This is a genomic window from Cupriavidus sp. 05N38 (assembly GCF_056397345.1).
Window position 1 is genome coordinate 1 of sequence record NZ_JBFTNF010000041.1, and the last position, 12306, is coordinate 12306.

At 68.4% G+C, this 12306-nt stretch carries 13 protein-coding genes; 8 read left to right on the plus strand and 5 right to left on the minus strand.

Going from position 1 to position 12306, the window contains the following annotated elements:
• The 7 genes from AC1DK4_RS26165 to AC1DK4_RS26195 form a co-directional block, all read left to right on the plus strand.
• A partial coding sequence (locus AC1DK4_RS26165; RefSeq protein WP_477131867.1) for an iron-containing redox enzyme family protein occupies positions 1-309 on the plus strand: 309 nt, incomplete at its 5' end.
• Positions 310-392: 83 nt separating this feature from the next.
• A complete protein-coding gene (locus tag AC1DK4_RS26170) occupies positions 393-758 on the plus strand; it encodes a 2Fe-2S iron-sulfur cluster-binding protein (RefSeq protein WP_441616822.1) in 366 nt (121 codons plus the stop codon).
• Between the two features lie 54 nt (positions 759-812).
• Positions 813-1121 (plus strand): ferredoxin, encoded by a 309-nt coding sequence (locus AC1DK4_RS26175; protein WP_441616820.1) that lies wholly within the window; start codon positions 813-815, stop codon positions 1119-1121.
• Between the two features lie 75 nt (positions 1122-1196).
• A complete protein-coding gene (locus AC1DK4_RS26180) occupies positions 1197-1520 on the plus strand; it encodes a 2Fe-2S iron-sulfur cluster-binding protein (RefSeq protein ID WP_441616818.1) in 324 nt (107 codons plus the stop codon).
• A 179-nt stretch (positions 1521-1699) separates the two neighbouring features.
• Positions 1700-3238, plus strand: coding sequence for a hypothetical protein (locus AC1DK4_RS26185; RefSeq protein ID WP_441616816.1), 1539 nt, complete (start codon positions 1700-1702; stop codon positions 3236-3238).
• A 42-nt stretch (positions 3239-3280) separates the two neighbouring features.
• On the plus strand, positions 3281-4756 hold the full coding sequence (locus AC1DK4_RS26190; protein WP_441616814.1) for a gamma-glutamyltransferase family protein: 1476 nt from the start codon (positions 3281-3283) through the stop codon (positions 4754-4756).
• A 49-nt stretch (positions 4757-4805) separates the two neighbouring features.
• Positions 4806-5435: a glutathione S-transferase family protein gene (locus AC1DK4_RS26195; protein WP_477131868.1), complete on the plus strand. Its 630-nt coding sequence runs from the start codon at positions 4806-4808 to the stop codon at positions 5433-5435.
• A 90-nt stretch (positions 5436-5525) separates the two neighbouring features.
• Here the strand turns inward: AC1DK4_RS26195 and AC1DK4_RS26200 are convergent, their stop codons facing one another.
• The 4 genes from AC1DK4_RS26200 to AC1DK4_RS26215 form a co-directional block, all read right to left on the minus strand.
• Positions 5526-6764 (minus strand): MFS transporter, encoded by a 1239-nt coding sequence (locus AC1DK4_RS26200; RefSeq protein WP_441616810.1) that lies wholly within the window; start codon positions 6762-6764, stop codon positions 5526-5528.
• A 31-nt stretch (positions 6765-6795) separates the two neighbouring features.
• Entirely contained in the window at positions 6796-7302 is a 507-nt protein-coding gene (locus AC1DK4_RS26205; RefSeq protein ID WP_441616809.1) for a flavin reductase, read from the minus strand.
• A 33-nt stretch (positions 7303-7335) separates the two neighbouring features.
• Positions 7336-8718 (minus strand): LLM class flavin-dependent oxidoreductase, encoded by a 1383-nt coding sequence (locus AC1DK4_RS26210; RefSeq protein ID WP_441616807.1) that lies wholly within the window; start codon positions 8716-8718, stop codon positions 7336-7338.
• A 296-nt stretch (positions 8719-9014) separates the two neighbouring features.
• Complete coding sequence (locus AC1DK4_RS26215) at positions 9015-9908, minus strand: HpcH/HpaI aldolase/citrate lyase family protein (RefSeq protein ID WP_441616805.1); 894 nt, start codon at positions 9906-9908, stop codon at positions 9015-9017.
• Between the two features lie 410 nt (positions 9909-10318).
• On the opposite strand from AC1DK4_RS26215, the gene AC1DK4_RS26220 reads away from it, so the two are divergent.
• Positions 10319-10888, plus strand: coding sequence for a helix-turn-helix domain-containing protein (locus AC1DK4_RS26220; protein WP_441616803.1), 570 nt, complete (start codon positions 10319-10321; stop codon positions 10886-10888).
• Between the two features lie 64 nt (positions 10889-10952).
• Here the strand turns inward: AC1DK4_RS26220 and AC1DK4_RS26225 are convergent, their stop codons facing one another.
• Positions 10953-12089 (minus strand): OpgC domain-containing protein, encoded by a 1137-nt coding sequence (locus AC1DK4_RS26225; RefSeq protein ID WP_441616801.1) that lies wholly within the window; start codon positions 12087-12089, stop codon positions 10953-10955.
• Between the last annotated feature and the right edge of the window lie 217 nt (positions 12090-12306).

Consider the following 12306-nt stretch of genomic DNA (forward strand, 5'->3'; position numbering starts at 1 on the left):
GTCCCCTCGATCTACCGCAAGCAGACCGTCCCCTCGATCTACCGCAAGCAGACCCCCACCCTGCGCGACAAGTACAACTTCACCGACGAAGAAGTCGAGTTCTTCGACCTGCATATCGTCTCCGACGAAATCCACGGCGAGCGCGGCTACCAGATCGTGCTCGAACACGCCGACACCCCCGAACTCCAGCAGCGCTGCCTGAAGATCTGCGAGATCGGCGCACAGATGCGCCTGCTCTATACCACCGCCCTCTATCACGACTACGTCGCGCAGGAAATCCCGCTGCCCGAACTCGAACTCGCCGCTTGAGAGGGCTGCGTCATCGCACGCGGCCGGCATTGCACGCCGGCCGTCCTTGACAGACCACCACGGACCGCTTGCGGAACAGTTGTATGCCGAAAGTCGTATTTCACAAGAATGGCCAGACCTTCGAAGACGAGGTCAAGCCCAGTACCAACCTGGTGGTCCGGGCGGGAATCAAGCAGTTTCCGTATCCGAACCTGCGCTACGAATGCGGCATGGGCAAGTGCTCGAAATGCGCCTGCCGCGTGATCTCGGGCGCCGAGCACCTGCCGCCGCCCAACTGGAAGGAAAAGAAGCAGCTCGGCGAGCGGCTCGAACAGGGCTACCGGCTGACCTGCCAGATCTGGCTGGAGCATGACATCGAGCTGGCCCAGGACGAACTGCCGCCAGAGAGCGTCGCGCCCAAGGCCATGCCAGCCGCAGCGCGGCCGGTGACGGCAACCAGCAATTCGTGAGCCATCGGCAATTCTCCGCACCTGTACCAGCGGCAACAAGCAAGCGGCAAAGTCATGTACGTGATTCTCAGCAGCAAGCCAGGGCAGTTCCATACCGAACTCGTCGAAGGACTGTCGGCCGTGGAGGCCTACGACTACCTCTTCTACGGCCGCATGACGGCGCAGTACGTGATCGCCGAGCTGGCGTATCCGGTCAAGGTGAAGGTGGTAGAGCAAGCCGATGGCGGCACGCAGCCCATCGTCAACTACGTGCCCTCCAAATTCCTGGAGAAGTTCGACACGCTCGAAGGCGCACGCGAGGAACTCAGGCGGCTGGCCAGCTTCGGCAGCATGGATATCGCGCTGGTGAAGCATCCCGACTGAACAACCCCATCCACGACAAACCGAGTATGACCGGCACGGCGCCGGGCAGCCCCCTCATGCAATCGGACTGTTTCCATGATTGAAATCACCTTTGTCACCAACGACAGCAAGGTCGTCACCGCCCCCGAGAACAGCAACCTGCTGCGCGTTTCCCTGCGCGAGAAAGGCGGCATCCCCTTCAAGTGCGGCGGCGGCCTGTGCGGCACCTGCAAGTGCAAGATCGAAAGCGGCCTCGAGTTCACCGACGCCATCAAGCCCAAGGAGCGCAAGCACCTGACCGAGGAGCAGTTCGGCCAGGGCTACCGCATGGCTTGCCAGACCTTTGTGAACGGCGACATCAGCGTGTCCTGGGAAGCGCAGACCAGCGCCGCGGCCAAGGCCGTATCCGTCGCCGGATAAGCGAGCGCCGCTTGTGATGCGGCGTGCTCCCGGCTTGCCGCAGGATAGCTGCGGCGCACCTGCATGCCGCCCCGCCGCGCCAAAGTTTGCCGCTTTGGCACAAGGCCGGCTACGATGCCGCCTCTGCACAGACCGGCGACACCGCCTTCGTCACGCCGGCACAGGAGACAACCCCCAAAATGGATTCACATATCGCCATCGGCGCGGCCCACTGGGTCTACCTCGCCGGCGTGTTCGCCATCGTGCTCACCATGGTGTTCCGCGCCAACGTGGTGGTGCCCTCGATCATCGCCACCTTCCTGGTGACCCTGGCCTGGACCCATAGCCCGGTCAGCGCGCTGGCCAGCATCTTCAACGCCAGCTTCGTGGCGGCGCGCGAACTGTTCAACATCTTCCTGGTGATCGCGCTGATGACAGCGCTGCTCAACGCGCTCAAGGCCCTGCGTTCCGACGTGCGCATGGTGGAGCCCTTCCGTTCGGTGATGAAGAACGGCCACACGGCTTACTTCATGCTGGCCGCCATCACCTATGCCATCTCGCTGTTCTTCTGGCCCACCCCGGCGATCCCGCTGGTGTCCGCCATCCTGCTGCCGGCCGCCATCGCCGCCGGGCTGCCGCCGCTGGCCGGCGCCATGGCCATTGCCATCGCAGGCCAGGGCACCGCGCTGTCGTCCGACTACGTGATCGGCGTGGCGCCGGGCATCAGCGCCAAGGCGGCCGGCGCCGCGGTCAGCGCCGCCATGGTGGCGGACCGCGCGCTGGTGCTGTCGCTGATCACCGGCGGCATCGCGCTGACGCTGGCCTATCTTTCCATCCGCGGCCATATCCGCCCCGCCAGCACCAGCCTGCTGGAGCGCTGGCAGGGCCGCGCGGAAACCGGGATGGACCCCGCCGGTGGCGCCGGCAGCTTCGACAAGAGCGAACTGGCGCGCGGCACCGCGCATGGCGAGCCGCTGGGCACCGACGCCAATATCGCGCGCAGCCTGTCGATGGTGGAGCAGCGCCGCATCAAGTGGTCCAAGGCATTTGCCGTGCTCACGCCGCTGGCCTTCGCGGCGGTGATCGCGCTGATGGTCTCGCCCAAGCTCGGCCTCGGCGTGGCCGAGCTCAAGGGGGGCGAAGCCGCGGCCATGGTGGGGGGCACCGCGGCGCTGCTGATGATCCTTTGCACGCTGGCTGCCGAAGGGCCGCGCAAGATGCTGGACATGAGCGCAGAGCACATCACCGACGGCTTCGTCTTTGCCTTCAAGGCCATGGGCTCCGTGCTGCCGATCGCGGGATTCTTCTTTATCGGCGCGAGCGACACGGCCGGCGCCATCCTGCACGTTGGCACCGGCCACGCGCCCAGCCTGCTGTTCGAGCTGATCCAGGGCGCCGAGCAATGGATTCCAAACAATCACGTACTGGTGGCCTTCGGCGTACTGCTGGTGGGCATGATCACCGGCATCGACGGCTCCGGCTTTGCCGGCCTGCCGCTGACCGGCACGCTGGCCGGCGCGCTGGGGCCCACGGTCGGGCTGGACGCGGCCACGCTGTGCGCGGTGGGCCAGATGGGCGCGGTATGGACCGGCGGCGGGACGCTGATCGCGTGGTCGTCGCTGGTGGCCATTACCGGCTTTGCGCGCGTGCCGGTGCTCGATGCCGTGCGCGCGCTGCTGGTGCCGGTGCTGGCGGGCCTGACCGTCTCGACGATGTGCGCCGTGGTCCTGTGGCGCTGAAACACCGAACCTCAAACCCCTGACAAGCAAGGAGCGACCCGCATGACAACCGCAACCCCGGCCGAAGGCGTGCGCGCCGCGCACTGCATGGTCGCCACCGGCCACCCGCTCGCCGCGCAGGCAGCGCTGCGGGTATTGCGCGAAGGCGGCAGCGCTGTCGACGCGGCGCTCGCGGCCGACGCTATCCTGGGCGTGGTGGAGCCGATGGCCACCGGCATCGGCGGCGACATGCTGGCCATGATCGTCGAGCCCGACGGGCATGCGGTCAGCTACAACGGCACCGGCCGCGCGCCTGCGGCCTTTCCGATGGCGGCACTGGCGGGCCTCCCCGGGCAGCGCATCCCCGAGCGCCACGCGCTTTCGCTGACCACGCCCGGCGCGGTGCGCGGCTGGGAGGATCTGCACCGCCGCTATGGCCGCATGGAGTGGAAGCAATTGTTCGCCCCGGCGATCGCGCTGGCGCGCGACGGCTTCCCGGTCGCACCGGTAGCCGCGCGCGAATGGGCCGTGTTCGATCGCGTGCTGCACCAGGACCCGGTCTGCGCCGCGCTCTATCGCGCCGGCCGCCCGCCGGTCGCCGGCGAGACCTTCAGCAATCCGGAACTGGCGAAGGTGCTGGGCGCCATCGCGGCGGAAGGCGCCGATGCCTATTACCTGGGCGCCCCCGCGCAGGCGGCCGCGACAGCCAGCCGCAATGCCGGCGGCGCGCTGGCGGCCGCGGATTTCGCCGCCCATCGCGGGAATTTCTGCACGCCGGTTTCCACGACCTTCCGCGGCCTGACCGTGCTCGAGTGCCCGCCCAATACGCATGGCGTGGCGATCCTGCACGCGCTGGACGAACTGGGCCGGCTCGACCCTGCCCTGCTGGCGCAGGACGATCCCGCCGCCGTGCTGCGCACCGTGCAAGCCATGGGCCGCGCCATGCAATACGCCAAGCAAACCGTGGCGGACCCGGCCGGCAACACAGTCTGCACCGTGGTGGTGGATCGCGACGGGCTGGCCGTCACGCTGATGACCAGCATCTTCAAGCGCTTCGGCTCCGGCATAGCGGTGCCGGGTTGCGGCTTCGTGCTGCAGAACCGCGGCTTCGGCTTTGCCGGCCCCGGCCATATCAACAGCCCCGCGCCCGGCAAGCGGCCGTACCACACGGTCGTGCCCGGCGCGGCGCTGCGCGACGGCCGCTTCCATGCGGGCTTCGGCGTGGTCGGCGGCCTTATGCAGCCGCAAGGACAATTGCAGTTGCTGGTGCGGCTGGCGGCCTGGCAGCAGCCGCTGCAAGCCGCGCTCGATGCGCCGCGCTGGCGGCTGGAGTCCGACACCGCGCTCGCCATCGAAGCCGGCATGCCGCCGGCCATCGCGCAAGCCCTGCGCGACGCCGGCTACACCGACCCCGCCGGCCTTGGCGAGCTGGGCGACCGCAGCGATTTCGGCGGCGCGCAGATCGTCATGCGCGATGCCTCAGGCGGCCTGCTGGGCGCATCGGACAAACGCAAGGACGGCATCGCGCTGGGCGATTGAAGCGCGCCCCGATTGCCGACACCCATTTCCAACCGCCGGAACCCCACCCGTGACCCTGAAGATCTACGGCATCGCCGCCTCGCGCGCCATCCGCCCCCTGTGGGCGGCGGAAGAACTTGGCCTGGCCTACGAGAACATCCCGCTGCACTACGCCTCGGCGCAAGCCAAGGCACCCGCCTACCTGGCGATCAACCCCAACGGCACCGTGCCCGCCATCGACGACGATGGCCTGGTCATCTATGAGTCGCTGGCCATCACGCTCTACCTGGCGCGCAAGCATGCGGGCCAGGTGCTGTGCGACGGCACCGCCGGACAGGACGCCGGGATCCTGCAATGGACGCTGTGGGCCGCCACCATGGTCGAGCCGCACCTGACGCAGTGGAGCCAGCACACCCGGCTGTTGCCACAGGCGCAACGCGACCCCGCCCAGGCCGCCGCGGCGCTGGCGGCGCTGGCGGCGCTGCGCAAGCCGCTGGCCGTGCTGGACGCGCATTGCGCGCGCCAGCCCTACTTGCTGGGCGACACCTTCACCGTGGCGGATCTGACCGTGGCATCGGTGCTGCACCGTCTGGCCGACATCGATGCCTGCGCCTTCACCAGCTTGACTGCCTGGCACCAGCGCTGCGTGACGCGGCCGGCGGCGCAGCGGGCCTTCGCCTTGCGCCAGCAGGCGGCCTGAGCCAGCGCCACCAGCAGGCCGATGCACGCATCGGCCGCCGCCTGCCCCTGGCGGCAAGGACGCCGCGACGCACCGCAAGGCGGCATGCGGCTAGCGCTTGCCGCCCGCCAGCTTGACGGCATCCGGGTGCCGCCGCAGCCGCCACATGGCGACGCAGCCCAGCGCCGGCCCGATGGCCAGCATGCCGAAGCCCCCGCGCCAGCCGAGATACGCCACGACATCCGGCACCAGGTGGATGCTGACCAGCGTCAGCAGGAAGCCCGCGCAGGTCTGCGCCGTCAGCAGCGTGCCCACCGAGGACGGATCGGCCAGCTCGGTCACGCTGGCGGAGAACTGCGCGGAGTCCGCGATCACGGACAGACCCCACAGCAAGGCCACGGCCACCAGCAGCGCCATCGGCGCGGTGGACAGCCAGCCCATCAGCGCCGCGCACGAGGCGCTGATGCCCATGGCACCGATGGTCACGGCGGTGCGGCCCACGCGGTCGGCCAGCCAGCCGCCCAGCCACGCGCCGAGCGCGCCCACGGCCACCACCACGAAGGTCATCCATTCGGCCCGCGAGCGCGCTTCGGCCACGCCGCGCGCGACCAGCGTCTGCTGCAGGAACAGCGCCAGCCAGGCCCACATCGCGTACAGCTCCCACATATGGCCGAGATAGCCCAGGTTGGCCAGGCGCACTGCCGGGCTGCGCCAGGCCTGCGCCACCTTGCCGATATCGATGCGCGTGGCGCGCCTGATGTTGGGACCGACGCTGGCGAAGCCGATCAGCACCGCCGCTGCCGCGGCACAGGCCGCGGCCACGCCGTAGATGGTGCGCCAGTCCAGCCCGCCGGTGGCGGCCAGCAGGTGCGGGCTGGCCGAGCCGAGCGTGAGCGCGCCCACCAGCAGGCCGATCAGCAGGCCCAGGTCGCGCTGCGCCCAGGTGGCGGCCATCCGCATGCCCACGGGATAGACTCCCGCCATGCACATGCCGGTGACAAAGCGCAGCAGCACCACCACGCCGCCGGTGGGCGGCAGGAACGCCAGCGCGCCGGTGGCCAGCGCCGCCACCAGCGCGGAACCCATGAACAGGCGCCGCAGATCGTAGCGGTCCGGCAGCGACAGCAAGGCCGAGGTAATGGTGCCGGCGACAAAGCCGAACTGCACCGCGCTGGTCAGCAGGGCTTCGTCGAAGGCCGCGATCGCGTGCGCCTGCTTGATAACGGCGATCACCGTGCTCGACGAGAACCACACGCCCATCGCCGCCACCTGTGACAACAGCAGGATGACTAGCGAGGCGGTCTTGCCGGGCAGGTGGGCGGCGGCGGGCATTGCGGGCGTGGAGGACATGACGGGCGCGGCCTGGGCGCGAGCCATCGCGTCAGGTCCCGGCGTCGGCTGGCGCCGCCGCGCCGACCCGGTGGAAATCGCGGCCGAAATAGATCAGCCCGTCGCGGTCGTCCTGCGCGCGCGCGGCCCGGACCGCGCAGAAGAACACCGTGTGCGTGCCGACCTCGGTCACCGATTCGATCTCGCAATCGAGCGCGCTGACCGCGCCGCGCAGCACCGGCGCGCCGGTCTCCATGCGCTCCCACTCTGCACTGGCAAAGCGCTCGCCGATCGAGACGTCCTTGCTGGAAAAGCGCATCGCCACGTCGCGCTGTTCCGCGCTGAGCACATTGACGCACAGCCGGCCGTTCTCGCGCATGGCGGCATTGTTGCGGCTGGCGCGGTTGATGCACACCAGCAGCATGGGCGGCTCGTCGGTCACGCCGCATACGGCGGAAGCGGTGCAGCCGGCCAGGCCCGCCACGCCGTCGGTGGTGATGACGTTGACGGCGGCGCCCAGCCCTGCCATCGCGTCTCGGAAAGTCGTCTTGTCTACCATGCCCTTGTCCGGTGCCTGCGCAGAATGATGATCTCAGGCCTGCGCGCCTGCAACCGCGGCGGCGCCGCGGTAACGGGCGGCAGCGTGCGTGGCCGGCAGGCGGGCGTGGCCGAACAGCTTGTCGCGGTAGGTGCCGTCGCGGTACGCGGTCTTGTAGACGCCGCGCTCCTGCAGGATCGGCACCAGCAGCCCGATCACATCGTCGAAGCACTCCGGCATCACGGTGCGCGAGAGATTGAAGCCGTCCACGCCGGTGTCCTGGCTCCAGCCCTGCATCAGGTCCGCGATGCGCCCGGCGCTGCCCACCCAAGGCGCCTGTCGGCTGCCCAGCACCATCTGCTCGAGCAGCTTGCGGCGGGTCCATTGCGGGCCGGCGCTGCGCGTCATGGCCTCCACATTGGATACGATGGCCTGGCTCTTGCTGGCCTGGATGGGCTCGTCGATGTCATAGCGCGCGAAGTCGATGCCCATCGACGCGGCCGCGTGCACCAGTGCCGCCTCGGAACTGACATAGCGGCGGTATTCCTCGTACTTTTCCTGCGCCTCGGCATCGGTCCTGCCGGTGACGATGGTGGCGCCCATGAACACCTTGACGTCTTCCGCGCGGCGGCCCTGCCGCACCGCCTGGGCGCGGATGTCGCCGACGATCTCCTGCACCCCCTCCTTCTTCTGCCCGTTCACGAACACGCATTCGGCGTGCGTGGCCGCGAACCGGCGCCCGCGCGCGGACGATCCCGCCTGGTACAGCACCGGGGTGCGCTGCGGCGACGGCGCGCACAGGTGCACGGCGTCGACCTTGTACTGCGGGCCGCGATGGTGGACGGCGCGCACCTTGGACGGATCGGCATAGACGCCGCCGGCGCGGTCGTGGACCACGGCGTCGTCGTCCCAGCTGCCTTCCCAGAGCTTGTAGACCAGCGCCATGTATTCGTCGGCGAGGTCGTAGCGGTCGTCGTGCGCCGCCTGCCCTTCGATGCCGATGGCGCGTGCCGCACTGTCGAGATAGCCGGTCACGATATTCCAGCCGATGCGCCCGCCGGTCAGGTGGTCGAGCGTGGACATGCGGCGCGCGAACAGGAACGGCTGCTCGTAGGTCAGGTTGCAGGTCACGCCGAAGCCGAGATGGCGCGTGACCGCCGCCATGGCCGGGATGATCAGCGTCGGGTCGTTCACCGGCACCTGCACCGCGCCGCGCAGCGCGGCGTCCGGACTGCCGCCGTAGACGTCGTACACGCCCACCACGTCGGCGAGGAAGATGCCGTCGAACAGGCCGGCTTCGAGCGTCTTCGCGTAGTCGGTCCAGTACTGCAATTCGCCGAAGCGACTGGATTGATCGCGCGGGTGGGTCCACAGCCCCTGCTGGATGTGGCCCACGCAGTTCATGTCAAAGGCGTTCAGACGAATTTCACGGGGCATGCCGGCTCCAGGTCAGCCATTGGTCCGCCGGGGCCGCTGCTTCGCCGCAAACCGGCCAATGTCTGCCACCCCGCTCATTGCGTTTAATATAGTGGACGGATGACTACCGATAAAAGCGAAATTCGATAAGGGTTAACGCGAGCATGTGAGGCAGCCCGGCGCAATGCCAGATGCCAGATGCCAGATGCCAGATGCCAGATGCGGGAAGCGGGGAAGCGGGAAACAGCGCCGACGCCGGCGCCCGTCAGATGGCCRCCGCCACCGGGCGGTTCGCCTGGCGGCCACGGCGACGCAAGTCAGTCCTCGCCGTCGACCTGGCAAAGTATCCGGTGGGCCAGGCGCAGATGCGGCCGGTCGATCATCGTGTCCCCGAGGCGCACCACGCCGGACGCGCCCACGGTAGAGAACGCGGCCACCACCTGCCTTGCCCAGACCACTTCTTCCTCATTGGGAAGGAAGGCCTGGTTGATCGCGGCGATATGTGCCGGATGCCCCGCCGCCTTGGCTACGAATCCATCGCGGCGCGCCTGCAAGGCCTCTGCCACGATCTGCGCTTCGTCGCCGAGTTTGGTGCTGACGGCATCGATCGCGTCGACGCCCGCCTGGGCGGCCGCAAGCAGGCACATGGTCCGCGCCACGGAGAAGGGCGATGTGAGCTCCCGGCCGGCATGCGACGAGAAAGCGCCCAGATCCGCGGCCAGATCGTCGACGCCCCACATCAGCGCGCGCAGACGCATGGGGGCGTTGCGGTACGACGAGAGACCGAACACGCCCTCCGACGTCTCCGTCGCCATGGCGATGATGCCGGTCTGCTGCTTGCCGCCGAGCAGGATGTGCTCGAACGCGGAAAGAAAATCGCCTAGCCGGTGCACATCGTCGACACTCCGGCATTTTGGTAACACGATGGCATCGGGACGGTGACGCACGACGGTTGCGAGGTCTTCAAGGACGTGCGCCGTGGACAGGCCATTGATCCGCACGAAGAAGCAGGCGGGCATCGATTCCCGGTGCACATCGAGGAAGGCCGAAAGCCGCTTCCTCGCCTCGCCCTTCCCTTCCTCGGGCACGGCATCCTCGAGGTCGAAAACCAGCGCATCGGCGCCGGACCGCAAGGATGCTTCGAGCTTCCTGTCGCTGTCGGCGGGTACGAAAAGCAGAGAGCGCAGATGGCCCGGCGTTCCAATACTCATGGTCTTCTCCTGCCTTGCGGCCATCCAGGCCTGCGATTCCGGTACGCGAGACTCGCGCCCGGGTTCCCGGCGTCCCTGTTGCGACAGGATTCGTCCTGAACCACCGGGTCATTGTCCTGCACGATGCCTGCACCGGGCAACTTCGTCAAACCGCATTCCCGGAAGACCCCTTTAGCCAATTTCGAATACACTGGCCCGGCCACGCCGGCGATACGCGATACGCAATACGCATCGGCATGGGCGGCCGGGAAAAACATGCAGATATCGTCATAGATGGAATGGCCGGCGATGCTCGGGCCGATGGACCGCAAGGACCCCGGCTACAGGCGGCAGGCGCGGGGCGGCACCAGGACGGCGCCTCGTATAATGCGGCGACCATCGCCACGGCCCCGCGCCCGGATTCCAGTCCCATGCAAAACCAGCCTTCCGCCGATCCTACCGTCGCCATCTCCGCCCGCATCAGGACCGAGCGCGAATCGCGCGGCTGGTCGCTGTCGGACCTGGCCGATCGCTCGGGGGTGTCCAAAGCCATGATCAGCAAGATCGAGCGCGGCGAGGCCAGCCCCACCGCCACCGTGCTCGGTCGCCTGTCCGGCGCGTTCGGCCTGCAGCTGTCGATGCTGCTGGCGCTGGCCGAACAGGCTGGCGAGCGCCTCAGCCGGCATGACGACCAGGCGGTCTGGCAGGATCCGGAAACCGGCTACACGCGCCGCGCGGTCTCGCCGCGCAACGGCGGCATGCTGGAATTGCTCGAAGTCATGCTGCCGGCCGGGACCCGCGTCTCCTATCCGCCCGCCGCGTTCACCTTCCAGCACCAGCAGATCTGGATGCGCGAAGGCACGCTGGTCTTCGAGGAAGGCGATCTGGTGCACACGCTGAACGCCGGAGACTGCCTCCAGCTCGGCCCCCCGGTGGCCTGCACGTTCTTCAATCCCGGCGATACGCCGTGCGTGTACGCGATTGCGCTGGTACGCCGCTGACAGGAGCGGGAGCGCCCGGGCCTTGCAACCCGGCCGCGCCACCCGGCGCAGCTAGGCTGCGCAGCTAGGCGGCAGCGGCCTTGCGTTCTTCCTTGCGCCGCCCCCACCAGCCGCCGATCACCAGCAGCAGTGCCACCGCGACGATATCGCCGCCCAGCGCGATGGGCCGCGACGGCCGCCCACCGGCGATGCCATAGGTAAAGCCCTCGATCACCACCGACACCACCGCGCCGAAGACAAAGCAGAACAGGCTATGGCGGCCGATCTGCACCACCGGCCCCATCACCGAGGCCAGCCGCGCCACCCAGCCCGCGCGCACCGCCAGGTAGGCCAGCCATGCCAGGCCCAGGAAGCTCGCCACGCGCAGCGCCGCCAGGCTCTTCTTGGGCAGCGGGAACACCATGGTCGGCAGCCACGCCGGCAGCCACGGCTCATAGACGTGCGGACGCATCCACAGGTAGGCCAGCAACACGCCGGCCAGCGTCATCGCCACCGCCAGCACCGTCACCACCCAGCGCACCAGTTGCTGGCGCGGCAGGATCACGTCAGGCCGCAGGCGCGCCATCAGCCCCAGGCCGAACATCAGTTGCCAGGCAAAGGGATTGAAACTCCAGCCATTGCCGTCGCTGCTCGGCAGCAGCGGCGTGAGCATCGGCGCCATCAGCCACAGCAGCGCGCTGGCGCCGACGAAGGTCAACGGCCGCGCGCGCGCCATGCGGATGCCCAGCGGCGCGAACAGGATGAACACCGCATACATCGGCAGCACGTCCGAGACGAAGGGCTGGCGCGCCACGCTGAACACCTCGACCAGCGTGCTGAACGGATGCGCCATGAAGATCGGCGCCTCGGTGGATACCACCGCCGGTGCCGGCACGCGTGCCAGCGCCAGCAGCAGACCGAACACCAGCATCAGCACGCCGGTCAGCACGAACGCCTTGTAGATCTCCCAGCTGCGCCGCACCAGGCGGCTCTGCGCGGCAGCCGCGCCGTGGCGCGCCTCCATGGCCAGGAAGGCCGAGCTGGCCGAATAGCCGGCCAGGAAGACAAAGATCTCCGCCGCGTCGAAGAACGCGAAATTGCGGATCGTATAGTCAGCCAGCACGCTGCCATTCACGTGGTCGACCACGATGAAGATCAGCGCGACGCCGCGAATCAGGTCAACCTCAGTTCTGCGCTGGGTTTCGTTTGTTGCCAAAAGCATCTCCTGCATTACCCGGCACCGGACGCCCCGACAAAGCGCCCGCGTGCCCCCGGGATCTCCTCGAGCGGAGAACCCGTACCTGTTCAATGTGTAAAAACCAGCACGTTGGACAGGACAGATGCGCAAATGTGCCGCGCCCGAGACGCAACCATGCCCTGGCGACGAACGCGCAGGGCGAGATGATACGGCATACTGGGGATTACCCTAGGATCCTGGG